We start from the raw sequence: 26,475 nt of genomic DNA on the forward strand, positions 1-26,475 counted from the left end.
GTACGGCCGGGACGGTGTCGTCACTGCTCCTTGCGCTGCTTGACGACGATGAGCACGATGACCGCGATCACGATGAGCACGACGGCCACCGCGATGATGATGGCCACGTTGGAGCCGGTCTTGGACAGCTGCTGCTTGCCCGTGTCGGTCTTGTCGCTCTGTCCCGGCTGCGGCACGAGGGTGCCGTTGTCGGAGACGGTCACGTTGGCGGTGAGCTCGTAGTCGGTGCCGGCGATGGTGGCGACGCCCTTGACCTGGAAGCTGCCGGCCTTCGCGTACGCGGAGGCGGGAATCTCGTTCCAGGTGGCGGGTTCGCTGGTCACGGTGCCGTCGGACCACACGACCTTGACGGTCGTGGGCAGCTGCGGCGCCTTGCCCTTGCTCGTGGTGACGTCGACGATCTGCTCGACGCTCTTCACGGTGGCCTCGGTGACGGTCACGTGCGCGGTGACGGTGTAGACGTTGTCTGCCACGGTGGCGGTGCCGGTCACGTCGAACGTGCCGGCCTTGGCCAGCTGTTCGGTGGTGATGGTACTCCACGTGATGTCGGCGTCGGTGACGTCGTGGTTGCTCCACGTGACCTTGAGGGTCTTGGGCAGGCCGGGTTGCACGCCCACCTTGGTGGACACCTCGACATCCTTCGTGTCGACGGAGCTGACGGTGGCGGCCTTCACCACGACGGTGACGCTCACCGGCAGCTTGCTGGTCTTGGTGACGCCGTTGACGGTGTACGTGCCGCCCGTGCGGTCGTTCCACTTGTCCTTGCCGAAGGCGTCCCAGGTGATGTCCTCTTCGGTGTCCTTGCCGTTGTCGCTCCAGGAGACGGAGGCGGTCTTCGGGAAGGCGGGTTCCGTGCCGGAGTCGACGGTGATGGTCTTGTCGCCCTTCACCGCGGCGGACGTGGCCTTGGCGCTGCGGATGGTGACCTTGACGCTCACGCCCTTGTCGTAGCCCTTGATCTCGCCCTTGACGGTGACGGTCTTGTCCTTGCCGGAGCGGTTGGAGAAGTCCACACCGTCGGTCTTCCACGTCACGGCGACCTGGCTGTCGTTGCCGTTGGAAAGCTTGGCGGTCAAGGTGGCCGGCAGGTTCGGCGTCTGGCCGGCGTCGACGGTCTTGTCCTCTGGCGCGGTGACGGATTCGATGGTCGCGGCGGTGACGGTGATCTTCACGGTCACCGTCTTATCCGGGTGTCCCTTGATCTCACCGTTCACCGTGACGGTATCGCCGGCCTTGTCGAACAGGTCCTTGAAGTTCTCCGGCTCGTTCCAAACGATGTCCTCGCTGGTGGTCTGGCCGTTGCTCCACGTGACGTTCGTCTTCGCGGGCAGCGTGGGCGGGACGCCTTCCGTGGTGGAGAAGTCGCCCGGGTTCTCGACGGATTCGATGGTGGCGGCGTTGACGTGCACGGTGAACGTCACGTCCTCGTCCCAGCCGTCGACGCGTCCGGTGGCGTCCACGGTGTGCGCGGTGTGCGGCTTGTTCCAGCCTTCCGGCAGGGTGAGGGCGATGTTGTCACGCGTTTCGGTGATGCCGTCGTTCCATGTGACGATGGCCTTGCCGGTCACAGTGGGCGTCGGGTCGCCGTCCTTCACCGGGTCGACGGTGATGGTGTCCCAGGTGGCGGTGACACCGGTGATGACGCGGGCCTTCACGGTGACCTTGACGGTCACGGTGAGCTGGTTGCCGTCCTTGTCGAGGAGCGGGTCGCCGGTGGCGCGCGCGTTCACGGTGGTGTCGAGCACGGTGCCGGTCACGTCGAACGTGCCTTCGTTCGCGTACTTGGAGGCGTCGATGGTGCCCCAGTCCACGGTGTTGGTGGTGGTGGAGCCGTCGGTGTACTTGACCTTGGCGTTGATGTCGTCCAGCTTCGGCGCGGTGCCGGCGGTGGTCTCGACGGCGTCCTTGGTGGCGGTGGCGCTGTCCGCGGCCGGGGCGGTCACGGTGATGGGCAGCGTCACCGTGGTGGTCTTGTCTTCGGACGTCACGGTACCAGTGGCCTCGAAGTTGCCGATTGTCGCGTAGTCCTTGGCATCGATGGCCTTCCAACCAACGGTGCCGTCGGTCGTGTCTCTGTTGGACCACGTGACCTTGGCGGTCTTCGGCAGCTTGGAGGTCGGGTCAAGGCCTGCCGGCGTGCTCAGTGTGGCCGGGTCGACGGTTGCGCCGGTGATGGTCGCCTCGTTGACGATGACCTTCAGTGTCACGGTGTCGTCATAGCCGGTCACCTTGCCGGTGAGCGTGATCTCGCCGCCCTTGCGGTTGTTCCAGATGTCCTTGGAGACTTCCGGCGTCCACGTCACGGCCACGTCCTTGGTCGTGTTGTTGTCAAACGTGGCCTTCACGGTCGTCTTCTGAATCTGCGGGTTCGGATCGGTACCGGATTCCACGGTGATGTCAGCCGGGTTGGTAACGCTGGCAATCTTCGCGTCAACGACAGTAATCTTCAGTGTGACGGTCTTGCCAGCGACGGTGCCGGTGAACGTCTGATCGCCAATGGCATCGAACGTGGCATCGGCCGGGTTCTTGCCGGCATCCCACGTAATCGTCTCGTCGGATTCATCGCCGTTGGACCACGTCACATGGGCGGCCGTCGGCAGTCTCGTCGGCTTCGTGCCCTTGGTCACCGTGATGTCGGCAAGTGGGTTCACGGTCGTGACGGTTGCGGCCTCGACGGTCACATGCGCGGTGACGGTGGCCTTGGTGCCGGCGATGGCGCCGGTCAGGTCGTAGGTGCCGCCGTTGCGGTCCTTGTACTGGTCGCTGGTGGTCCAGGTGATGTCGGGTTCGGTCTCGTCGCCGTTGGACCAGACGATCTTGCCCTTGGTGGGCAGCTGCTTCGCCGGATCCGTACCGGACGGGGTGGTGACGTTCAGCAAGGTGGTGCCGTCGGCAAGCGTGGCGCTGGTGACGGTGGCCTCGGCCACGTTCAGCGTGAGCGTGACGTCCTGCTTCCAGCCGTCGACCTTGCCCTTGATGGTCACCTGATGGGCCGTGCGGGGCTGGTTCCAATCATCCGGAACGGCATTCCACGTGACCGGGACCTGCGCGGTGGACTTGTCGTCGTACGTGGCGGTCACCGTAGTCGGCAGGTTGTCCGGCTTCTCGGTGCCGGAAAGCACATCCAGCGTGGCGCCCGAAACGCCGGTGATGGTCTTCGTGGCCGCGTTCGCCATGGCGACGTAGGCGCTAAAGCTCTTCGCATAGGAATCTATGTCCTCGACGTATCCGCTGAAGCCCCAAGAGGATGCCACATATTCCTGCACTACGGTCTTGTTGCCGTAGGAATTATATGGAGCCGGAGATGTCGAATTGACGCCCAATCCGGTGATGTCGTACTCGAGATACGACATCGGACTGCTTCCGTAAGAATATTTGTTGGTCAGAGTGATGTAGTGTCCAGTCGCCTTGCCCTGTTCACCGCTCCAAACCGGGTTCTTGTCGTAATTGGTCTTCTCTTCATACCACATTTGCGCTGCGGCGGAAAAGCCCTTGGTAAACAATGCCGTCGGCCACGCAGCGTTCTCCGCCTCGCTGAATCGGTAGCTGCTGTGATAGTTCTGCCCATTGTTTCCGGCGTGATCAAGCTTTGTCGCAGAGAAGTTCGCGTTCGCCTGCCCGACAGCCATGAACGTGTCCGACACCTTATACGGCGTCAACGTCTTGTTGGCATCATCGCAGACACGCCCCTTGCCTGCGGCAAGATCCGTACGGCAAGGCTCATCCTTCAACGTCAGACGATACGCGTTGATGCTCTTAATCTGGTCAAGCGCATTCTGCATGTTGTCAAGGGTCGTGGCATCGCCCTTGGCACCAATGTTCTTGGTGGTCGGCAGCGCTGAATTCTTCAGAATGTTCGCCGCATCGGCTGCCGTCGCCTTCTCAGTGGCATCCGTCGCGTGCTCCGACTTCCAGATGAAGTAACCGTAGGACGACAGTTTCTCCGTCTTCGACAGGCTGGACCATGTGTCGGCCGCCTGCGCGGGGAGGGCGCTGAACAGCATGGCGGCGCTGGCGAGCGCGGCCACGATCCCTCCTCCGATGCGCTGTGCGAGTGTTCTCGACATCCTTCTTCTCCCTACTGTGGGCTGTCGCGCGGACGTCCCGTGTTCGGGCATGGCTCCGCGCGTCCTTCCTATACAAGGTCATCAGTATAGGAGCCGCCCCCGAACTACGCCCCCGAACGGCGCACCCCCGAACGGCGCGGTTCCGCTGTTTCCATCACATCATCCGCACATCGGCCGCACTGCAACCGCACATTCCCGGACGCGACCGCACATCATCGCCATACGGACGGCGGTCCGGCATCCGGCCGCCCGCAGCCATCCCGTACGATGGAACCAATCGCACACGAAGGGAACCTCGATGACGAACGCATCGCACACCACAGGGGACACGCCGGAACCACCCGCACCCGCCGCTTCCATCGCGTCCTCGCCTTCCACGACATCGTTGACGTCAACCACCGCACCCGACACGGCGACAGCCGGCGGCACCGACGCAATCGCCGACGCACCCACCGCCGCCGACCCTTGCGCATGGCGGCCGCTGCCGGCGCGCATCCGCACCGTATGGCTCGTGAACGAAGCCATCATCTGCACCGTCTGGCTGGCCGTCGTCGCCGCGTTCACCACTATCTGCATGGCGAACCACTGGTGGGGCTTCTGGACGCAGCTCACGGCCGGGCTCGCCACGGCCTACGCGGTGCTCGACCTCGTCACGCAGCCGTTGCAGTCGAAATACCTGTACGCGTTCACCCGGTTCCGTCTCGGCGAGCACGATCTCGCCACACGCAAAGGCTGGCTGTTCCGCCGCTCCACCACCACGCCGTACAACCGCGTGCAGCATGTGGACACCCGGCAGAACCCGGTGCAGCGCCGGTTCGGCCTGACCACGGTGGTGGTGTACACCGCCGCCGACGAACATGAGATCGCCGCGCTCGACACGGCCGAGGCGGAGCGCATGGTCGCGCTGATCGCCGCCCGCGTGGCCTCGGCGAAGGAGGACCTGTGATGGCGACGCCGCCCTACGACGCCCCCGCCGCCGATCCTTCCATCCCGGCATGGCGTCGCCTGCATCCGGCGGCGTTGATCGTGGGATTGGCCAAGTCGGTGCGCGGCACGGTCGGCTGGTTCGTCGCACTGCTGTTCCTGATGCGCCGGCACCTGTCCGCGCCGGTCATCGCACTGCTGTTCGTCGCGGCGATCGCGATATCGCTCGCCCTGCCGCTGGTCGACTGGCTCACCACACGCTACCGGTTGGAGGCGGACCGACTGTCGTTCCGGTCGGGACTGCTGTTCCGCAAGCAACGCACCATCGCCTACGGGGCGATCCACGCAATCAACAGCGTCAGCCCGTTCTATCTGCGCCCGTTCCACGTCATCAGCCTGAGCGTCTCGCCGGTCGGCGCCGACGCGGACATCAGGCTGCCGGCCGTGTCCGCGACGTTGCAGGACGAACTGGAGCGGCTGCGGGCGCAAGCGCACGACCGCACGGACGCGGCCGCCGCGTCGTCGTCCATCCCCGAGACGACACGGACCGAGACGACGGCCGCGGAAGCGAGCGCAACCGGAACCTTGTCGGCGCAGGCGAAACCGTCGTCGGAGACGGCACCTTCCGCCGACGCCTTCCCCACCGCATCCGTCATCGACTCCCCCACCGCACCCGCATGCGCCGCACCCGCGACCCGCGTCTTCCGCGCATCCACGGCGGACATCCTGCTGTTCGCCGTCACGGACATCGGATTCCTGGCGGCCGCGCTCGTCGTATACGGCTTCGTGCAGCAAGTGCAGGACCTCCTGCCGGACGGCATGGTCGACGCCGCCGAACATGCGATCGGCGACGCCGTCATGCGGGGCGTGGCGTCCGGCGCGGTCGCGATCGCGCTGATGGTCCTGACGTGCGTGCTGGCGCTGACGGCCGTGAGCATCGCCACGTCGCTGCTGCGGTTCCACGGGTTCGAAGTGTGGCGGCGCGGCGACGACCTGATGGTGGTGCGCGGCCTGTTCACCCGCCGCACCACCACGATCCCCGTCGGCCGCATCCAGACGATCGTCGTCCGACGGTCGGCCCTGCGCCGGCCGTTGCGCCTCTGCTCCGTGCAGCTCGGGCTCAACGCCGCGTCCAACGACGGCGACGTCTCGTTCTCCGCCAACGTGCTGCCGGTCATCGGTCTACGACGCGTCGCGCCGACGCTGCGCGCGATGCTGCCGGAATGGGATTGGCCGTCCGACGTCGCCATGCGACGTACCGGCCGCGGCCTTGTCCGCTATTACGTGACGGTTCCGGCCGTCGCGACCCTCGCGGCGACGGCCGTCGTCGGCGTCGGCGCGACGGCCACGCACGCATGGCCGTGGTGGGCGGCCGTCATCCCGCTGGCCGCCGGACTGTGGTGGACGTCCTGCCGATGGCTGAAGGCGCGTACGGAAGGCTACGCGATCCTGCCGGACGCATCGGCCGCGGACGGACGCGTCGGAAACCGACATGTCATGCCGCATCGCATCATGACGTCCGGCGCGCGCGGCTGGGGGCTGTTCACCCTGCTCACACGACGCGCACGCGTGCAGTCGGTGACGCGGTCGACCACGTTGTGGCGCGAACCGCGCGGCGTCGAAAGCCTGCGGATGTCGCTGTTCGTGATGCACGGCATCGACGAACTGCGACTGCGGTTCCTACGACGCAACGACGCGGACACGCTGGAACGCTGGTTCGAGGGCCGAAACGACGAAACGCTCCCCCTCCGTACGGAAGGGGAGCGTCCACACGCGGCTCGACGCGTCAGATGATGCCGCGATCGGCGCGGGCCCTGCCGGAAGCCCACCGGGCTTCCGCCGGCCGAACGCGTCAGATGATGCCGCGATCGGCCAACGGGCCCGCCCAATCATCCTCGGGCTCACGGGCGGAGGCGACTGGCTCCTCCGGCAGGTGCTTCGCAGGCAGCGTCTTCGGCTTGAACGGGAACTTCTCGGCGCGCATCTTCTCGTACGCGGCGATGTCGTCCTCATGCTGGAGCGTCAGGTCGATGTCGTCATAGCCGTTCATCAGACGCCAACGGGTGTAGTCGTTCACCTCGAACGGCAGGGTCACGTCGCCGCAGGTGACCGTACGGTCCTCAAGGGAGACGGTCATCGGACGGCCCGGCTCCTCCTCCAGCAGCTTCCACAGCAGCTCGACGCTCTCCTGCGGCATGATCGCCGCAAGCACGCCGTTCTTCGCGGTGTTGCCATAGAAGATGTCGGCGAAGCTCGGCGCGATGACCACACGGAAACCGTAATCGTGCAGCGCCCACACGGCGTGCTCGCGGGAGGAACCGATGCCGAACTCGGGGCCGGCCACGAGAATCTGGCCCTTCGCGTACTCCGGCTTGTTGAGCACGAAGTCGGGATCGCGGCGCCACGCGTAGAACAAGGCGTCGTCGAAACCCGTCTTGGTGACGCGCTTGAGGAACACTGCCGGGATGATCTGGTCGGTATCGACGTTGGAACGGCGCAGCGGCACGCCCACGCCGGTCAAAGTGGTGAGTTTTTCCATGATGTTGAAATCCTTTGCGTCCTAACAGGTCCCGGTCACAGGTCGGCGGGGCTGGAGATCGTGCCGCGGATGGCGGTGGCGGCGGCCACGGCCGGCGACGCCAGATGCGTGCGAGAACCCTTGCCCTGACGGCCCTCGAAGTTGCGGTTCGACGTCGAGATCGAACGCTCGTTCGGCACGAGCTTGTCCGGGTTCATGCCCAGGCACATCGAGCAGCCGGCGTTGCGCCATTCGGCGCCGAAGTCCTCGAACACCTTGTCGAGGCCCTCGCGCTCCGCCTCGAGGCGCACACGCGAGGAGGCGGGCACGACGAGCACGCGGTGGATGTTCTTCGCCTTGTGATGGCCCTTCATGATCGCGGCGGCCTGACGCAGGTCGTCGATGCGGCCGTTCGTGCAGGAGCCGATGAACACGGTGTCCACGGCGATGTCCTTGATGGGCATGCCGGGCTTCAGACCCATGTAGTTGATGGCGCGTTCCGCGGCGGCGCGCTTGGTGGCGTCGGCGATCTCCTCCGGCACCGGCACGTTCGCGGTGATCGGCAGGCCCTGGCCGGGGTTGGTGCCCCACGTGACGTACGGTCCGAGCTTGGTCGCGTCGATGTCCACCACCTTGTCGAACACGGCGTCGTCGTCGGTCTTCAGAGTCTTCCAGTATTCGACGGCCTTGTCCCACATCTCGCCCTCCGGCGCGTGCGGACGGCCCTTGAGGTATTCGAACGTGGTCTCGTCCGGGGCGATCATGCCGGCACGGGCGCCCGCCTCGATGGACATGTTGCACACGGTCATGCGCTCGTCCATCGTGAGGTTGCGGATCGCCTCGCCACGGTATTCGATGACATGCCCCTGGCCGCCGCCGGTGCCGATCTTCGCGATGATCGCGAGGATGATGTCCTTCGCGGTGGCGTCCTCCGGCAGCTTGCCGTTGACGTTGATGGCCATCGTCTTGAACGGCTTGAGGCTCAGCGTCTGCGTGGCCATCACATGCTCGACCTCGCTGGTGCCGATGCCGAACGCCAGCGCGCCGAACGCGCCGTGCGTGGACGTGTGCGAGTCGCCGCACACGATGGTCATGCCCGGCTGGGTGAGGCCCAGGATCGGGGCGAACGCGTGGACGATGCCCTGGTCGGCGTCGCCGAGCGGGTGCAGGCGCACGCCGAACTCCTTGCAGTTCTTCTCCAGCGTGCTCAGCTGCAGGGCGCTCGTCTTGTCCGGATTCGGACGGTCGATGTCCACCGTGGGCGTGTTGTGGTCCTCGGTGGCGATGAGCTGATCGACATGGCGCGGCTTGCGGCCGGCCAGACGCAGCCCCTCGAACGCCTGCGGGCTGGTGACCTCATGCATGAGCATCAGGTCGATGTACAGCAGGTCGGGCGCCCCATCGCTGCCCTTCCGTACCAGATGATCGGCCCAGACCTTCTCGGCCAGTGTCGTTCCCATGGGAAATTCCTCCTGTTTTCTTGGCGCCAGGTATTGTGTTTGCGCCTTGTTCGTGGTATTAGCGTAGAGGCTCGGGTTGGGGGCGAGCATGCCCCGGCCGGATTATGAGATGTGGACGGGCGGCGCTTGGATTCGCTTGGAATCACGCCGAAACCGGCCGCGGCGGCACCCATGGCGGCGCCGTGACAGCGCGTGGTTCGGACGGGCTTCGAAGGAGGATTCCGGGCCAGACAACGATGGGAACGCGCACATGTTCCACGAATCGGTCATCGTCCGGCGCACGGCGTTCGCCTCGTGGTAAACTGCCTTGATTTGCCATTTCACTATGTGAGATGGTATAAACGGGAATCATGACTTCAATGCACTCAGACACCGCTGTGGCCGAAGAGCCGTCAGCCACGCAGGAAGCGACCGACGACCAGACCACCGCTACGCCCGATCAGAACGACGGCGAAGTGCATTCCGGCGTCGGCGTGCTTGACAAGACCGTGAAGATTCTCGATGCGCTCGAGACCGGTCCCTCCACCCTCGGCCAGCTCGTGGCCGCCACCGGACTGGCCCGACCCACCGCGCACCGTCTCGCCATCGCGTTGGAACGCCACCGTTTCGTGCTGCGCGACCAGCACGGCCGTTTCGTGCTCGGCTCCCGCTTCGCCGAACTGGCCGCGGCCGCCGGCGAGGATCGCCTGCTCACCGCCGCCGGCCCGATCCTGCAGACCCTGCTCGACCGTACCGGCGAATCCGCGCAGATCTACCGCCGTCAGGGCGACCAGCGCGTGTGCATCGCCGCCGTGGAGCGCGCCTCCGGCCTGCGCGATTCCATCCCCGTGGGCGCCATGCTGTCCATGGAGGCCGGATCCGCCGCGCAGATCCTGCTCGCCTGGGAGGATTCCGACCGCATGCATCAGGGCCTGCGCCACGCCAAGTTCAACGCGACCAAGCTGGCCGCCGTGCGCAAGCGCGGCTGGTCCGAATCGGTCAACGAGCGCGAGGAGGGCGTGTGCTCGATCTCCGCACCGATCCGCAACGCGTCCGGCCAGGTCATCGCCGCCATCTCCATCTCCGGCCCGTCCGGCCGCATGGGCAATGCGCCCGGCCGCCGCTACGCGCCGTTGGTCATGGCCGCCGGCAAGTACCTCACCGAGGCGCTCATCAAGGCCTCGTCCGGCCGCTGACCATTCTCGTCAGGTCGGCTTGCAACGTTGGCCGTTGCCGTCATTACGATGATTACGACCAACGCCACGGACATAATCACGTTACGAGGGGTGTCTTCCGTGCTTGGAAGACACCTTTCTTCGTTATCAGGGGTGTCTCTCCGCCCCATCCCGGGGTATCATGCCCTATTCCGTCTTGATATTCCGCCATTCCCAACATGGTGATACTTCGAGGTCTACCCCTCGTAACGCGGTTGGATGTCCGGAAAGGCCTCAATGTACCCCACGTAACGCAGTCAGCGCCCCGACCGGTTCCGCGCGCACCGCAGCACACCCAGCATTCCTCGCCCAGTTCAGCTGAACAGCCCCTTGAGCTGGCTCCACAGGCTGGGCTTGCGCAGCAGGTCGTCGCCCTCCCCCTCCTGGGGAGGCTGGGCGTTGAGCGCGTACGTGTACGCCTTCTTCGAACTGGGCTTGCCGACCAGTTCGCCGAACTCCAGCAGCTGCGTACGCGGGCGGTACGGATGCCGGATGTCGAATTCGATGAGGCGGGCCGCACGCTTGGCCGGTGCCGGACCATACGAGCCGAACCCGCACGTGGGCGCGGCGGCCATGAGCACGCCGCCCAGTTCGCCGACGAAACCGTTGCGATGGTCGTGTCCGGTGGCCACTCCTATATATATGTGCGCATCCGTCTCATGCGCGTGTGCGGCCGACGATGCCGACGCCGAAGCGTCCGGCGCATCCGGCATGCCCGACGCCACCGGCGCGTCATCGGTCGTACGGCCATCATCGGCGGCGCGCCCCGAGCCGTCCCCGCGCAGGATTGCGAACTCCTCCGAAGCGTCCGGGCAACTGATGCCTTCGCCCAGATAGCCGCCCGGCTGCACCTTGCTCTCGTCCAAGACGTAGTAGTGGGCCGCATGCGCGCGATACCCCTGCATGGCGTAGGGCGTGGTGGACGAGACCGGCTTGAGCAGGTCGTAGTATTCCGGCAGCGGCATGTGCTGGAACACCGCGGACCGGGCGCCGATGAGGTCCGGCACCGCGCGTAGGAACTCCAATGCCCCGCTGTCCGGCCCGGAGAAGCCGCCGCCGTGCGCGTAGTCGCCCGAATCGAGAACGACGAGCCCCAGCACCGTGCGCTTGTTCTCCTGATCAGACACGGGCAGGGCGAACGTGCCGGCCGCGTGCGGGTAGACCACCTGGTCATGCAGGAGCGCATCCGCGGGCAGCACGTGGGCTTCGGCACCGGGCTCGGGGTTCACGCATCCGGGGAACGACCGGTAGATGGCGTCGAGCTCCGCGTTATCCAATCCGCATTGGAAGTCGTGGTTGCCGTAGGTGACGGCGAACGGCACGCGGCGGGAGGTCAGCGGTTCGAGGAACCGGGCGATGGCGCCGCGGACGAGCTCACGGGTCTTCCCGAGCGCCGCTTCGGCGTCGTCCGGATCGTCGTATTCGCGCGGTGCGCTCCACCGGCGTTTGCGGAACGTCTCGGCGAAAGCGGGATCGTAGCCGGCGATCTGATTGCCGGTGAACACCACCAGGTCCGGACGGACGGCGTCGAGGCTGGCTTCGATGAGTCGGATGGTGTCCTTGGCGACGTTCGGTCCGTCCTGGATGTCGGCGAGCTGAAGCACACGGAATTTGCCGGAGTGATGGAATTGCAGACGACCCAATCTGGCGGACACGGACAGGGGACGGGTGTCTCCCGCCTCCGCCGGCCTGATCCTCGGCTTTGAAGACATGCCCTCGGGCGCGCGTTGTGTTTCCGTCATAGCTCCTACTGTAATGCGACAGCCCCCGGGAATCCTCGCACTGAGGCAGTGTCAGCACAACAAATCCCGGACAACCCCGGGATTGCTTGCACCGAGACAATCTCGGCACAACAAATCCCGGATATTCCGACCCATCTCCGGGAATCCTTGCACTGAAACACCGTCAGCACAACAAATCCCGGAGACCGACCAAGACCGACCACATCTCCCGGGAAACCTTGCGCTGAGACGATCCCAGCGCAACAAATCCCGGAAACCGACCAAGACCGACCACATCTCCCGGGAAACCTTGCGCTGAGAACTCACCAGCACAACAAATCCCGGAGGTCATGGGCCTGAGAACAAGAAAACCCTCGCTTTCGCGAGGGTTTTCATTGGCTGGGGTGCCTGGACTCGAACCAAGAATGGCTGAACCAGAATCAGCTGTGTTGCCAATTACACCACACCCCAATTTGGCTGGCGTAACAACTCCAAGGAGTTGTCCGTCGTACCCCCAACCGGATTTGAACCGGTGTTGGCGCCGTGAGAGGGCGTAGTCCTAGACCGCTAGACGATGGGGGCTTATTCACTTTTCAGTGGCTGCTCGGCGAACCGCGCAACGAGTGATTAATATACGCGGGTACCCGCAGGTACGCAAATCACGGCGTGTCGCCAGTATTTCCAACGGTTTCAGGCCCCATGAACCATTGGCCCCACACCGGTTCCCACGAAATTCCACCACCAAGAGCCCGTCCGACGCATAGTTATCGTCATTATCCCGAGCGCAAGCATGACACGCTCCACCATCAGCGTCACATCCTCGCCAACCTTGGCATGGAAACGCCGCTCGACACCCACCAGCGTCACATCCCAGCCAAGCCCGGCACGAAAACGACGCCCACACCCATGCCAGCGTCGCATCTTTGCCAAGTCTGGCACGGAACAACCGCCAAACGCCCCCGCAGCGTCAGATCCCCGCCAACCATGGAACGGAAACGACGCCCGACACACATCGGCGTCGCATCCCCGCCAACCATGGAACGGAAACGACGCCCATCCCGGCCTGACGGCCCGCCCGCCGCTCGACCCCCTCCATCCGGACACGGCGACAACGCGAAGAACCCCGGCTCGATGAGCCGGGGTTCTTCCTGTCCGTACCCCCAACCGGATTTGAACCGGTGTTGGCGCCGTGAGAGGGCGTAGTCCTAGACCGCTAGACGATGGGGGCTTGAGTTATCCGCTGCGGCGTGAACCGCAACGAGTGGTTAATATACGGGAACATTCCACCGGCGTCAACCACGGCGTGTCACATCGTGATTCCTTGATTGACAGCACCTCGCCACCGTGGCAGAAACCAGCGCCGCAATCCCACCTGCGCTCATACCGCGGCACCGACGCGCGAAGCCCATCACCCCGAACGACAGGAGGGCACCCGCCCAACGGCGGATGCCCTCCTGATGCACACGTAGCCGACGCACACGTGGCGATCACTCCGCGGCAGACCGCGGCCGATCACCACATCACAGGTGCTCGCGCAGCCCCTTGAGACGAGCGAGCGTCAGATCGCGGCCGACGATCTCCATGCTCTCGAACAGCGGCGGGGAGACACGGCGGCCGGACATGGCGACGCGCACCGGGCCGAAGGCGAGGCGCGGCTTGTAGCCGCCGTCCTCCACGAGCGCCTTGTTGAGCGTCTCATGCAGGGTGTCGGTCTTCCAATCGGCCTCGGAGACGCCTTCCAAAGCGGCGATCGCAAGGTCGAGCACGGCCGGGGCGGAATCCTTGAGCTGCTTCTTCGCGCCGTCGTCCGGCTCGATGTATTCGGCGGTGGACAGCAGGGAGCCGACCATGCCGGCGACCTCGCCGAGCAGACGCACGCGGGTCTGGACGAGCGGGGCGGCGGCGGTCAGGATCTCCTGCTCGCGCGCGGTCAGCGCATCCCACGAATCGGCGGAGACGACGCCGTCGCGGTGCAGGTACGGCACGGAACGGTTGAGGAAGTCCTGCGGTTCGAGCATGCGCACGTGCTCGGCATTGATGGAGATGGCCTTGTCGAGGTCGAAGCGGGCCGGGTTGGCCTTGACGTCGCGCACGTCGAACTTGGCGATCATCTCGTCCATCGAGAACACGTCGCGGTCCGGGGCGATGGACCAGCCGAGCAGCGCCAGGTAGTTGAGCAGGCCTTCGCGGATGAAGCCGGCGTCGCGGTGGTTGAACAGGTTGGACTCCGGGTCGCGCTTGGAGAGCTTCTTGTTGCCCTGGCCCATCACGTACGGCATGTGGCCGAACAGCGGCATCTGCTTGGCGATGCCCAGTTCCATGAGGTAGCGGTAGAGCACGATCTGGCGCGGAGTGGAGCTCAGCAGGTCCTCGCCGCGCAGCACCACGTTGATGTCCATCATGGCGTCGTCCACCGGGTTGGTGAGCGTGTACAGCGGGTCGCCGTTCGGGCGGACGATGACGTAGTCCGGCACGGAACCGGCCTTGAATTCGATGGTGCCGCGGATGAGGTCGTCGAAGGCGATGTCCTCGTCGGGCATGCGGATGCGCAGCGCGGGCTTGCGGCCTTCAGCGCGGAAGGCGGCCTTCTGCTCTTCGGTGAGGTCGCGGTCGTAGCCGTCGTAGCCGAATTCGGCCGGACGGCCGGCGGCGAGGTTGCGTTCCTTGATCTCCTCCGGCGTGGAGAAGGATTCGTAGGCGTAGCCGGCTTCGAGCAGCTTGGCGGCGACGTCCTTGTAGATGGCGGTGCGCTCAGACTGGCGGTACGGGCCGTGGGGGCCGCCCACTTCGATGCCTTCGTCCCAGTCGATGCCCAGCCAGCGCAGGGATTCGAGGATCTGGTTGTAGCTTTCCTCGCTGTCGCGCTGGGCGTCGGTGTCTTCGATGCGGAAGACGAGCGTGCCGCCGGTGGCGCGCGCCTCGGCCCAGTTGAACAGGGCGGTGCGGATCATGCCGACGTGCGGCGTGCCGGTCGGGGACGGGCAGAAGCGGACACGAACGTCCTTCGGCAGTTCAGGCTTGTGGTTTTTTGCGTTTTCGGTTGCGTTTGCAGCTTCGGTCATGGTTCCCTATTGTGCCGCGCAAGGGCGACGGCCCGCGCCGTGTCGACTTCCGTCGCCACGATCCGTCCGCGTCGATGGACACCGATGGCCGACGACGGGCGACGACGCCGTTCCAGCGCCGCGCCGACGCCGCTCCGGCGGGTGATATGTTCCGTTCCGCGGGAATGTGTTGGATAATGGCCATGTATCCGCGTCTTCGAAAGGGGAAGATCGTCATGAGCACACCGAGCAACGTGCCGCTGCCGCCGAATCCGGGGTATGGCGCAGACGGACAACAGCCCGAGCAGTACGCGCAGGGGAACCAGCCCACGCAATCACCTCAGTACGGGCAGGCACCCGCAACACCCGAATACGGTGCGTCGCAGCCCTATGGCGCAACACCGCAGTACGGCCAGTACGGGGAGCCGCAGCAGACCCCGCAGTACGGCCAGGACGCGCCGGCGGCACCGGAATACGGTCAGGCGGCGCCGGCCTACGAGCAGCCGGGGCAGGTCTCCTACGATCAGGCCGCGCCCGCGCCGGAATACGGCCAGGCCTCCGCCCCCGCATACGGCGCGGTCCCGCAGCCGCCGCAGCCCGAGCAGCCCGGCGTCTGGCAGGCGGCTCCCTCCGCCGGCTACGATGCGTACGCCGCGCAGCAGCCCGGCGCCGCCGCGGCCTATGCGGGCAACGGCGAACCGACGCTGGACCAGCCGTACTACGGCTGCTCGCTGCCGGAGGCGTTCCTGCGCTTCTGGAAGAAGTACGCCACGTTCTCCGGCCGCGCCTCCCGCTCCGAGTTCTGGTGGTGGGAACTGATCGCGTCACTGGCCACCTTGCTGTTCTTCCTGCTGGACTTCGTCACGCGCGACAACGCCGCCAACGGCTTCGTCTCCTTCCTGCAGATGGCGTGGAGTCTCGCCATCCTCGTGCCGTCCCTGGCGCTCGCCGTGCGTCGTCTGCACGACACCAACCGTGCCGGTTGGTGGCTCGCCATCTTCTACGGCGTGATGTTCGTCGGCTACATCGTCCTCATCGTCGGTGCCGGCGTGGCCATCTTCAGTGGTCTGGGCTACGGTCTGGGCGCCGGCGACGGTTACGGCGCGGCGGCGGCCGGCGGCGTCGTGGCCATCGTCATCGGAGGATTGCTCGTGCTGGTGCCGAGCATCGTGTGGCTGGTGTTCATGGTGGGCGGCCCCAAGCCGGAAGGCGCCCGATTCGACAAGCCTTCGCAGCGGTACGGCACCCCGGTCAACGCGTACAACCAGCCGTACGGCGCGCCCGCGGCTCCGGCTCCCGGCGCACCGTACGGCGCTCCGGAGGCGCATGGCGCCTACGGCAACCCGTATGAGGCCGCCCCCGCCCCGTACGCCGATCCGAACGCCGCGGGATACGGCGCGGCCCAGCCGGCTGCCCCGGCAGGCGCCGCCTACGGCGAACAGCCGACAACGCCCGCATACGGCGAGCAGGCCCCGGCCTATGGCGCCCCGACGACGCCGGAATACGGCGCTCCCGCCGCATCGGGCGTCCCCGCCTACGGTGAGCAGCCGGCGACGTCGGCGTACGGCGCCGCGCCCGTCCCCACCTACGGCGAACAGCCGTCGGCCGTTCCGTCCGTGCCGCTGCCGACGACGCCCGCCGCCGCCTCCGAACCGGCCGCCACACAGGAGCCGGCCCAGACGCCGTACGGACAGGACAACCCGTACCAGAACGGCGCCAACGCCTGACCGATACGAACGCAGTGAACGACGAGGCCCGTCCCGCTGGAACAGAGCGGGACGGGCCTCGTCGTCGACGTGTCCGGCCGGAGTCGGACGATCAGACCCTGCCGACCACGCCGAGCGCGTCGAGCGCAAACCCGGCGGGACCAACGGAGGCCGTACGGAAGACCACCGTGTGACGGCCGTACTCCAGACCATCCAGACGGAACTCGCAGCGCAGCGAACCGTTCGTCGCGTGCACGGGCGCGGCGGACCGGACCTGCTTTCCGTCGACGAACACGTCGAGACGCGCGGAGCCGTCGGACGGCCCGAACAGGTCGACGCCGGTGCCGTCGAACGTCAGCGCGACCGACGCGCCGGCCGAAGCGGCGCGGGAGATCGTACGCAGGTACGTGAACATGCCCTGGCCGTTGTCGTGCGTCCACGGACCGGCATACCGCAGCACCTCGGAGCCGTCGTCCCACGAACGCATGTGCATGTCGTCGATGAGCTGGTCGTAGTAGGGCGCGCGGCCTTCGACGCGCTCCACCTTGAGGTTGGAGAAGCGCACGTGGTCGAAGCTCGTGCCGAGGTTCACGCGGCCGGCGGACTGCAACGCGTCGTCGGACCAGGTGGCGACCTGCGCGCCGTTGACGAACACGGTAGCGGTGGTGCCGGCCACACGCAGCGTGATGGTGTTCCACGCATCCGCACCCGGCGTGAACGGCGTCGTGCCGGCTTCGGTGGCACGCTTGCGCAGGTCCTCGAGATGACCGCGACGCACCTCGTTGCCGAAGTTGCGCAGCAGCCAGATGCCGTCGGCGCGGATCTTGAGGTCGACGCCGCAGATGTCGGTGGTGAACTTGTTCCCGCCCATCTCGCGGGCGCCGACGACCACGTAGGGCGCACGTCCCGGATACTCCTCGAACTTGACGTCGACGGAGACCTGGTAGTCGGTCCAGCGCATGTCGCCGATCGCGGTGCGCGGCTCGCCCTCGATCCACGCGCTGCCGGCGTGGTTCCAGTCGATCTGCTGGCGCAGCACGTGGCCGCGTTCGGGGTCGGGCACGATCTCGAACGCGCCGTTCGTGTCCGTGGTGTAGCGGGCGGTCGCGCCGGACGCGCCGCCGCGGGACTCCAGATAGTCCTCGTCGGCCAGCGCGTCATGCTTGAAGACCTGGACCGGCTTCTCGTCCTCGTAGCGGAAGTCGTCGGCGTACAGGACACCGCCCTCGGGGTCGACGTCGAGCACCGGGCGGGCGTTCTCGGCGGTGCGCGGCAGATCGTATTCGTAGCCGGGCTTGGGCGTGTAGCGGCCCTCGCAGGTGTCTCCGGAACGGTCGGCATCGTCGTCGGCGGCCGGGCCGAACGTGTCGAGCGTGGTGGCGGTGACGATGCTCCACGGTTCGACGGTGAGCGTGTACGTCACGACGGCGTCGTTCTCGCGCGTCTCGGCACGGCCGTCCGTTTCGGCCGGATACGCGGGCGGCACGATGGTGAGCGGACGACGGTAGTTCGCGTCGTACGGCTCGCCGGCGGACGCGTCGGCGGCCTTGGTGACCCACACCTGCAGGGGCTTGCCGAACGCCTTCAACGCATGCCCGGTGGTGATGACGTACGTCTTCGGACGGGCGGAATCGTTGACGATGACGGTGCTGAAGTCCTCGCCGGTCGGATCGGCGAGGGTCAGGTAGGAGGGTTCGCCGTGACGGGCCCCGTTGACGGGGTTGTTGCCGCCGACCTCACTGCCGGACGCGGACGGGATGGCGCGCCAGATGCCGTCGACCTCGGTGCCGTCGTTGAGCCGCGGGAAACCGAGCTTCGCGAACTTGGTGAAATGCTCGAGCACGGCGCAGCCGGCGTCGTAGTAGATCCATCCGCTCCACGGGTCGCGGGCGGAGATGAGCTCCTTGGACGCGTACTCCATGTTCTCGTAGCAGGAGCCGATGGCCGGCTGGTAGATGGCGTGCGTGCGGCGGGATTCGACGAAGCCCTTGATAAGGGTGTTCGCCATCTCGAGGGCGCTGCCTGAACCGCCGATGCCGGTGCCGGTGCGTTCGCCGAGGCCATCGTCCATCGTGTTGTTCGGACGGTCGGCGGAGTTGGAGAACGTGGCCTGCGCCTCGGAGTTCCAGATCTCCTGGTCGAATTCGCCGGCGAGACGCTTGAAACTGTCGTCCGGATCGTCCTCGACGGAGTAGTGGTAGGAGGCCACGTCCATGGCCTCGAGGTACTTCGGATTGGCGATGATGTCACCGCCGAACGTGCCGGTGACCTCCTCGTCGGAGGTGATGACCTTGATGGCGTGGAACATGTCGCGTTCCTCATCGCTTGCGAAGCCGGCGTTCGGGTCGTCGGGGCCGTTGCCGATGAAGCCCTCCGTGTCGGTGTGGACGCGGTGCGCGAAGTCCGCCACCCAGTCGAGGTCGGCGGTGCGCTCGTTGACGTCGGGGTTGACCGAATCGACCATGAAGCCGTATTCGCGGTAGGCGGCGAGGATGGTGTTCTTGTACCACTTGTAGACGTCGTCGTTGGAGTGGACCCAGGTGGGGGCCATCCAGCGCAGGATGCTCACATGCACGGACGGCTGGTAGCGGCGTGCGTCGGCGGCGAGCTGGAAGCCGGGTTCGCGGCGGACCTGCGGGTATTCGTCGCGTTCGCGCATGGTGGCGACGTTCGGGCCGGTGGAGTTGTTGCGATCGTTGCCCATCTCCACCTTGACGGTGTTCATGAGCGGACGGTCGCCGGCGAACAGGGTCTCGACGAGCTTCCAGTAGGCTTCGGGGCTTTCGGCCTTGTAGTCCATGAGGAGGCTGGAGGTGGCGTTGCCGCTCAACAGGCCGAAGCCCTTGTAGGTGAGTCCGTTGCGGTTGGTCGCCGCGGCGGCGACGTCGGCCGCGTCGATGGCGATACGGACGACGTCCGGCCATGCCTCGCCTCCGATGGTGGGTGCAGGCATGGGTTCGGGGGTCGAATCAGCCATGATTGGTTCTCTTTTCTGATTGATTAGTACAGTTTTGCTCAGAAACAATCATAAATGATGATGAGTGGTCACGCGGCCGAATCACCCAAGAAACTCCGCCGCGTCCGTTTCTATAGAATCGGGCGCAAACCAGGCCCTCGAGCACCACGAATCCGTTCCTATAGAAACGGGCGTGACAGCGCCTCCCAAGCCTCTCTAAACATCCGTTTCTATAGAATCGAGCGCAAAGCGGGCGCCCAGGCACCGCGAAACGCCACATCCTACAGAATCGGACGCAACAGCGCCTCCCAAACCTCTCCGAACGCTCGATTCTATAGAATCGGACGCAAAGCGGGCGCCCAGGCACCACGAAACGCCACATCCTACAGAATCGGACGCAACAGCGCCTCCCAAACCTCTCCGAACGCTCGATTCTATAGAATCGGACGCAAAGCGGGCGCCCAGGCACCGCGAAACGCCACATCCTACAGAATCGGACGCAAAGCGGACCCACACCCACCCGAAAACGTCCGTTTCTATAGAAACGGGCGCGACAGCGAATCAGTCGTACAAGGCGACGAGATGCCGATCGTGCGCCTCACGGGCCATCGCCAAGGCGAGCGCACGGAACTGCCACCGCACACCGGCCCACAGCACGAACGCGACCACCCCCGTGGCGAGCACGGCCACCAGAATCGGACTGCGCATGGCACCCCACGCATACACGGCGAGCACGCACGCGTTGATGACGAGCATGACGAACCGGCGCACGCCGCACAGGTAGCCGTTGCGCAACAGGGAACGCCACTTCGCCTTCGGAAACTCCACGACGAGACCCAACGCCACCAACGCCGCCTCGACGGAGATGACGGCCACCACGAACAGCAGCGGCACGAACAGTTGTCCCCACGCCACCTGCATGAGCAGCTGCGCGTCATACAACGCGAGGAACTCGGCCACACCGAACGTCACGCCGACCGCGAGCGCACGAAGGCCGACACGACGGTACGCGGCGAAATACGGCCGGAACACGGCGACGGAGACGTCGGAGGGAACGTAGGGCGCGGCGATCCAGTCGGGAAGGTCGCCGCCGGATTCCGCGAGCGCGTTCAGCGCATCGCGTCGCGAGGCGGTGAGGAACACCGGATGATCCCGGAACATCGCGAAGGAAGCGGCCACGCCCGGCGCGGACAGAGCCGCGGCGGCCAGAACCAGCGGATAGAACCGCAGCCCGGGCGCGAAGACGAACGCGAGCACGAGCGGCAGACACCCGATGAGCGTCAGCACGGACATGGCGAGCAGCAGATAGACCACGTTCGCCACGGTGAGGAACGCGTTCGCGGAAAAGCGAGGACGGGACCTTCGCGCCTCCATGATGACTCCTTTCGCATTGGACGCGGCACGCCCGCGCAGAGACGCACTTCAGCGGCACCGACCGGAGCGGCGCCACGGACGATCAGCGTCCGCCGGACCGTCCGCGCAACTCGTCAGCCCTTCATGCCCGAGGTCGCGATGCCTTCGATGAACTGCTTCTGCCCGATGAGGAAGACCACGAGGATCGGCAGCACGGAGAGCACGGATCCGGTCATGATCATCGAGTAGTCGGCATCGTACTGGGAGATGAAGGTCTTGAGACCCAGCTGGATGGTGTACAGGTCGGGCGAGCGCAGGTAGAGCAGCGGGCCCATGTAGTCGTTCCACGTGTTCGTGAACGTGATGATCGCGAGCGCGGCGATCGACGAGCCGGACAACGGCAGGATGATGCGACGGTAGATGCCGAATTCGCTCAGGCCGTCGAGGCGCGCGGCCTCGGAGAGCGAATCGGGGATCGTGTCGTAGAACTGCTTCATCATGAACACGCCGAACGCGCCGAACGCCTGCAGCAGGATGATGGACCAGCGGGTGTCGTTGAGCCCCACGATCGAAAGCATCTTGAACTGCGGGATCATGTACGCCTGCCACGGCACGGCCATCGTGGCCACGTAGACGAGGAACAGGGTGTTGCGGCCGGGGAAATTGATCTTCGAGAAGCCGTACGCGGCGAACGAGCCGGTGAACACCTGCAGGAACGTCACCACCACGGCGAAGAACACGGTGTTGCCGAGCCAGCCGAGCATGTCGGCGCGCTGCCAGATCTGCGCGTAGTGCTCGAAATGCCAGGTGTCCGGCAGCCATTTGACCGGGACCATGTAGATCTCGTTGTTGTTCTTCAGCGAGGCGAGCACCATCCACACGAACGGCAGCACCACGAACACGCTGATGACGATCATCACCGCGTAGCCGAGAATCATGGCTGCAATGCGTCCGGCGGAGGGCCGGTTGGTGTTGAAGGGGATGTCCGCGGAACCCGAGACGGAACCGGAGGAAGTCGGAACAGCGCTCATCTCACTTCTCCTTCGCGTTGTTGTACCAGAACTGCACGAGCGTGACGGCCAGGCAGATGAAGAACAGGGCCAGGGACACGGTGGACGCGTAGCCGAAGTCGGCGCGTTCGAACGCCACGCGGTACACGTACTGCGCGAGCACGAGCGTGGAGGTGCCGGGGCCGCCGTTGGTCATGACGAGGGTCAGGTCGAGGATCTTCAGGGAGGTGATGGTCAGGGTCACGGTGACGAAGAACAGGGTGGGGCGCATGCAGGGCACGGTGACGTGCCAGAAGCGCTGCCAGGCGTTCGCGCCGTCCATCTTCGCGGCCTCGTACAGTTCGGCGGGGATGGTCTGGAGTCCGGCGAGCAGCAGGATCATGAAGTATCCGACCTCGCGCCAGGTGCCGACGATGATGACGGCGGGCATGGCCCACGTGGTGCTGGACAGCCATCCGGGCACGTTGTCGGCGCCCATGAAGAGCGCGAGGAACTGGTTGATGAGGCCGGCCTTCGGGTCGAACATCATGCTCCACACCTGCGCCACGGCGACGATCGCGGTGATGTACGGGAAGAACGCGACGGTGCGGAAGAACGCGCGGCCTTTGATCTTCGAGTTGAGCAGCACGGCGAGTCCGAACGCCAGCGCGAGGGTGAGCGGGATGTGCACCACCGCGTAGTAGAGCGTGTTGACGAGCGCGTCGAGGAAGTTCTCGTCGGTGAAGAGTCGGCGCCAGTTCCAGATGCCGTTGAATTGGGGTGTTCCCAGCGCGCTCCATTTGGTGAATGACGTGTAGAACAGGGTCACCACGGGGATGAGGATCAGCAGGAAGAAGCCGATGAAGTTCGGCGCGATGAAGATGAGTCCGTTGCGGATGTTGCGGTTGCGCAGTTTGTTGACGTGGCGCGAGTTGTCGCGTGCCGCGTCGGCCGCGCGCGCGACGTCGTCGACGGTGCGCTCCACGGTGCGCTCGACGGTGCACTCGACGGTGCGCTCGGTTTCGGAGATGCGATGCTCACTCATGATGCTTCCTCACTTCCCCTGGTTCCCTTGGCTCTGGCTCTGGCTCTGGCCCGCGCCGCTGTCGCGCGGCAGCAGGCCGGTGTTGGCGACGGCGTTCTCGGCTTTGGCGAGCGCGTCGTCAACGGTCTTCGTTTCGGACAGGATGGACGATTGCGCCATGTTGAGTTCGTCCTGGATGACCTGCGTGGCTTCGCCCACCGGGTTCTCCTGTTTGATGACGGACTTGCGGATCACGTCGCACGACTGCTTGTCGCGCGGCAGGCCCTTCTTGGCGAAGAACGCGTCGAGCGCCTTGTCGGAGGTGTAGGCGGGTACGGAGCCGGTCTTGGCGGTGACTTCGGCGCCTTGTTCGCCGGCGGCCCATGCGACGAAGTCCTTGGCGGCCTTCTGCTTCGCGGATGGCGAGTTGGCGGAGACGGCGAAGCCGGTAGGGTCGCCGTAGGTGACCGGGTGCTTGACCGTCTTGGAGGTGAGCTGCGGCAGGGCGGCGACGCCCCAGTCGAACTTGTTCGCCTCGCCGCTCTTCTGCTGGTCGGCGAGCGGCCCCATGAACCAGGTGCCCATGGGCAGCAGCGCGGCCTTTTCGGTGCCGAACTGGGATTGGTACGTGGTCTTCGAGGCGGAGACGGTGTTGTAGGAGAGGGTGAGGTCCTCGTGCTGCATCTTCAGGAACAGCTTGTACATGGGCTTCAGGTACGAGTAGTCGCCGGAGAAGAACAGCGCGTTCTGTCCCGCGACGCCGCTGCCTTTGGACTGTTGCGCGAGCGCGATGGCCTGCGGGATCGCCTGGAACGACGTGTGGTGGTAGGTCGGGTACGCGTCCTTGTAGCCGGCCGCGGGCAGTTTCTTCTTGAGTTCGCGGCAGACGGCGAGGTAGTCGTCCCACGTCCAGGTGCCGTCCGGCGCGTCGACGCCGGCCTTCTTCAGCATCGTCTTGTTGTAGTAGAGGACGGTGGCGTCGACGCGGTACGGCAGCGCGTAGGTCTTGCCTCCGATGACGTAGTCCTTGGCGACGGCGAGGTTGTCGTCGTTCTTGTAGCGCTCGGCGACGTCCGTGAGGTCAGCCAAGGCTCCCGGCGAGGCGTACGTGTAGTACATCTTGAGGTTCTTCATCGGGAAGACGTCCGGCGCCTTGCCGGCGGACAGGTCGGCGATGAGCTGCTTGTCGTAGTCGTCGGCGCTGTATTCCTTGACGTCGATGTGGACCTTCGGATGTGTCTTCTCGTATGCGCTGGCCAACGCCTGGAATTCCGGCCTGGTGGACAGGGTCCAGCCGGCCATGCTGATGGTGACGCTCCCGTCGGGATTACGCCCATCGGCATCGGTCGTGCCGGACCCGCATGCGGCGAGCGACAGTCCCGCCGCGCACGCGGCCGTCACCGCGATGAGGCGTCGCAGCAGCGGCATTCCCTTCCTCGGCATGACGTGTGTGCTCCTTCCGGCGGTATGGCCGCCTTCCGGCAGCGTCGCCGCGCTTTTGTTTCGTTGTTGACTGCGATGTCGGGAATGGAACCGCTCTCCCCGATTCCATTATGCACCGCATGCCGGCGGCCGGGCGATGTCGCCCGGCCGCCGTGCCCCGGTTCCGACCGACGCATTCGGTCACTGGTTGCGACCGTCGGTTGCGTTCGTCGTCGCGCGGTCCGTGCGGACCGCGCCTTGTGACGGATCAGAACAGGGTCTCGTCGTGGTCGTCGGCGGGGTGGGGCGTGTAGGTGATCTTGAATTCGTCGTCGGCCGGCGCGTCGGTCGTGTTGAACGTGGCGGCGTTGGACTTGTGGAAGCTCACGGTGCCGTAGGCGGGAACGGTGACCTTCTGCCAGCGGGCGCCTTCGCCGTTGATTTCGACGGCGGCTTCGACGTCCTTGTCGGTGGGGTTGTAGAGGATGCCGGCGAGGTCGCCGTTGTCGGCGACGAAGGCGACGGAGCCGAGGCCGCCGTGGCGGCCGTCGCGCGTGTAGTTGGAGGAGGCGACGCGGTGGGAGCCGACCTTCACGTCCTGGCCGAAGTTGCGCAGCATGAAGTATTCGAGGTTGCGCTTGACCTTGCCGGTGGAGGAGTCGATGGTGATGACGCCGCGGCGGCCGGAGGTACCGGCGTAGCTCGGGAAGCCCTGCTCGTCGAGCGCCATGTTCCACAGGTTGATGAGGCCCATGCCGTTGCGCACGAGCCAGGTGCCGATCTCGCCGAACATCACGTGGCTGGCCTCGTCGACGGTGTCGTCGAGCATGCAGCGGCGTTCGGTCATCGCGACCTTCCAGTTCGGGAACTGGCGGGCGCCGTTGTGGACCCATTCGGGCAGGCCGGAGTAGGTGTGGAAGGCGACGCCGGCGAAGGCGTTGGCCTGGGCGGGGGTCATGTATTCGCTGACCGGACGCTGGTAGAAGCGCAGGGAGTCGTCGCCGAAGTAGATCTCGACGTCCGGGAAGGTGCGGTCGAGGGCGGGGCGCAGGTATTCGGAGCCCCACTTGGCGAGCTCCTCCGGGGTCCACACGGTGATGGGCCACGGGCAGCCGTTGCTCGGCTCGTTCTGCATGGTCACGGAGGTGATGTGGATGCCGTACTTGGCGTAGGCGGCGATGAACTTGACGAAGTACTGCGCGTACACGTAGTCGATGGTGTCCTGGTAGCGGTAGCCGTTGCCGACGTACTCGCCGAGGCGCAGACGGCCGGCGCCGGACAGGACGCCGGAGGTCTTCATCCATGCCGGGGCGGACCACGGGGAGGCCATGATCTTGACGGCCGGGTTGATCTTGACGATTTCCTGGAGGACGGGGATCACGTTCTTGAGGTCGCGGGTGGCGTCTGGGGCGCCGGGCTCGCCCTCGCCGATGGAGAAGTACTGCAGGGAGGCGTCGGCCGCGACGCCTTCGGGCAGGTCGTCGTAGGAGTAGTACTTCTGGCTGGAGAAGTCGCAGGAGCCGATGGAGATGCGCACGGAGGAGAAGCCGCCCTGCTCGGGGCTGAACATCTCCTCGAGGATGGCGTGGCGCTGCTCGGGGCTCATCGAGTTCATGAACAGGGAGGCGGAGGAGTCGGTGATGGCGGCGCCGACGCCCTCCCACATCTGATAGCGACGGGTCGGGTCGATGATCACCGGAACAGCCTCGCCGTGATCACTTTCGATCACCGGGGTGTCGATTTCGGCGCGACGGTCGGACAGATCGCCGGTCGTGCGCGTCCAGCGCTCATGCGCGAACGGATTGAGAAAATCGGTCATGTCAACCACTCCTTTGTACTTACTGCCGCAAGCGTTTTCCCGAACCGGAAACCGTTTTCTTCAACGGCCATGCACATTGTTCGTACGTGTTCAGTATACACACGACACGCCGCATCGCGCTTTTTCAATCCTTTTTTATCAGTTTTAATCATTCACTGATTATTTGTGATATATTGATGTCGTCACTTGGCGGACCAAGGAAGTTCGATCACGCACCGAAGCCGCCAGGCATCATCGCATCGCCCACGCGAATACTGCGAGAACAGAGAAACAAGAAAGGAA

Annotated in this window: 15 protein-coding genes and 3 tRNA genes; 4 read left to right on the forward strand and 14 right to left on the reverse strand. The window is 65.5% G+C overall.

Features of this window, described 5'->3' with window-relative positions; all coding sequences use genetic code 11:
- Nucleotides 1-20: 20 nt before the first annotated feature.
- Entirely contained in the window at nucleotides 21-4,067 is a 4,047-nt protein-coding gene (locus tag KIH78_RS02465; protein WP_219131083.1) for an Ig-like domain-containing protein, read from the reverse strand.
- A 298-nt stretch (nucleotides 4,068-4,365) separates the two neighbouring features.
- On the opposite strand from KIH78_RS02465, the gene KIH78_RS02470 reads away from it, so the two are divergent.
- The gene (locus tag KIH78_RS02470) at nucleotides 4,366-5,013 is read left to right on the forward strand and encodes a PH domain-containing protein (protein WP_219131084.1); all 648 of its coding nucleotides are present in this window, start codon (nucleotides 4,366-4,368) and stop codon (nucleotides 5,011-5,013) included.
- Nucleotides 5,013-6,785, forward strand: a complete 1,773-nt coding sequence (locus KIH78_RS02475) for a PH domain-containing protein (RefSeq protein WP_219131085.1) — start codon at nucleotides 5,013-5,015, stop codon at nucleotides 6,783-6,785. Before KIH78_RS02470 ends, KIH78_RS02475 begins: the two co-directional genes overlap by 1 nt.
- Nucleotides 6,786-6,843: 58 nt before the next feature.
- Here KIH78_RS02475 and leuD read toward each other — a convergent pair whose 3' ends face one another.
- The gene (leuD, locus tag KIH78_RS02480; protein WP_219131086.1) at nucleotides 6,844-7,530 is read right to left on the reverse strand and encodes a 3-isopropylmalate dehydratase small subunit; all 687 of its coding nucleotides are present in this window, start codon (nucleotides 7,528-7,530) and stop codon (nucleotides 6,844-6,846) included.
- A 35-nt stretch (nucleotides 7,531-7,565) separates the two neighbouring features.
- Complete coding sequence (gene leuC / locus KIH78_RS02485; protein ID WP_214311799.1) at nucleotides 7,566-8,969, reverse strand: 3-isopropylmalate dehydratase large subunit; 1,404 nt, start codon at nucleotides 8,967-8,969, stop codon at nucleotides 7,566-7,568.
- 350 nt (nucleotides 8,970-9,319) lie between these two features.
- On the opposite strand from leuC, the gene KIH78_RS02490 reads away from it, so the two are divergent.
- Complete coding sequence (locus KIH78_RS02490) at nucleotides 9,320-10,144, forward strand: IclR family transcriptional regulator (protein ID WP_236034364.1); 825 nt, start codon at nucleotides 9,320-9,322, stop codon at nucleotides 10,142-10,144.
- Nucleotides 10,145-10,476: 332 nt separating this feature from the next.
- On the opposite strand, the gene KIH78_RS02495 is transcribed toward KIH78_RS02490, so the two are convergent.
- The 5 genes from KIH78_RS02495 to gltX form a co-directional block, all read right to left on the reverse strand.
- Nucleotides 10,477-11,904: a metallophosphoesterase gene (locus KIH78_RS02495; protein WP_219131087.1), complete on the reverse strand. Its 1,428-nt coding sequence runs from the start codon at nucleotides 11,902-11,904 to the stop codon at nucleotides 10,477-10,479.
- Nucleotides 11,905-12,279: 375 nt separating this feature from the next.
- Nucleotides 12,280-12,354, reverse strand: a tRNA-Gln gene (locus KIH78_RS02500).
- Nucleotides 12,355-12,392: 38 nt separating this feature from the next.
- Nucleotides 12,393-12,465 (reverse strand) — tRNA-Glu (locus tag KIH78_RS02505).
- 573 nt (nucleotides 12,466-13,038) lie between these two features.
- Nucleotides 13,039-13,111, reverse strand: a tRNA-Glu gene (locus KIH78_RS02510).
- A 292-nt stretch (nucleotides 13,112-13,403) separates the two neighbouring features.
- On the reverse strand, nucleotides 13,404-14,945 hold the full coding sequence (gltX, locus tag KIH78_RS02515) for a glutamate--tRNA ligase (RefSeq protein ID WP_219131088.1): 1,542 nt from the start codon (nucleotides 14,943-14,945) through the stop codon (nucleotides 13,404-13,406).
- A 215-nt stretch (nucleotides 14,946-15,160) separates the two neighbouring features.
- Here gltX and KIH78_RS10735 point away from each other — a divergent pair, with 215 nt between their 5' ends.
- Nucleotides 15,161-16,651: a DUF805 domain-containing protein gene (locus KIH78_RS10735; protein WP_219131089.1), complete on the forward strand. Its 1,491-nt coding sequence runs from the start codon at nucleotides 15,161-15,163 to the stop codon at nucleotides 16,649-16,651.
- Nucleotides 16,652-16,742: 91 nt separating this feature from the next.
- On the opposite strand, the gene KIH78_RS02525 is transcribed toward KIH78_RS10735, so the two are convergent.
- The 6 genes from KIH78_RS02525 to KIH78_RS02550 all read right to left on the reverse strand — a co-directional run bounded on the left by KIH78_RS02525 (nucleotide 16,743) and on the right by KIH78_RS02550 (nucleotide 26,193).
- Nucleotides 16,743-19,607 (reverse strand): hypothetical protein, encoded by a 2,865-nt coding sequence (locus KIH78_RS02525; protein ID WP_219131090.1) that lies wholly within the window; start codon nucleotides 19,605-19,607, stop codon nucleotides 16,743-16,745.
- 540 nt (nucleotides 19,608-20,147) lie between these two features.
- On the reverse strand, nucleotides 20,148-20,960 hold the full coding sequence (locus KIH78_RS02530; protein WP_219131091.1) for a hypothetical protein: 813 nt from the start codon (nucleotides 20,958-20,960) through the stop codon (nucleotides 20,148-20,150).
- Nucleotides 20,961-21,073: 113 nt separating this feature from the next.
- A complete protein-coding gene (locus KIH78_RS02535) occupies nucleotides 21,074-21,970 on the reverse strand; it encodes a carbohydrate ABC transporter permease (protein ID WP_219131092.1) in 897 nt (298 codons plus the stop codon).
- Between the two features lies 1 nt (nucleotide 21,971).
- Nucleotides 21,972-22,973 carry a carbohydrate ABC transporter permease gene (locus tag KIH78_RS02540; RefSeq protein WP_219131093.1) on the reverse strand — a complete coding sequence of 334 codons (1,002 nt, stop codon included), beginning with the start codon at nucleotides 22,971-22,973 and terminating at the stop codon, nucleotides 21,972-21,974.
- A 9-nt stretch (nucleotides 22,974-22,982) separates the two neighbouring features.
- Complete coding sequence (locus KIH78_RS02545; RefSeq protein ID WP_219131094.1) at nucleotides 22,983-24,395, reverse strand: ABC transporter substrate-binding protein; 1,413 nt, start codon at nucleotides 24,393-24,395, stop codon at nucleotides 22,983-22,985.
- 247 nt (nucleotides 24,396-24,642) lie between these two features.
- The gene (locus KIH78_RS02550; protein WP_219131095.1) at nucleotides 24,643-26,193 is read right to left on the reverse strand and encodes a glycoside hydrolase family 30 protein; all 1,551 of its coding nucleotides are present in this window, start codon (nucleotides 26,191-26,193) and stop codon (nucleotides 24,643-24,645) included.
- Between the last annotated feature and the right edge of the window lie 282 nt (nucleotides 26,194-26,475).

The organism is Bifidobacterium saguinibicoloris (genome assembly GCF_019331725.1).
In the GTDB taxonomy this organism is placed as follows: domain Bacteria; phylum Actinomycetota; class Actinomycetes; order Actinomycetales; family Bifidobacteriaceae; genus Bifidobacterium; species Bifidobacterium saguinibicoloris.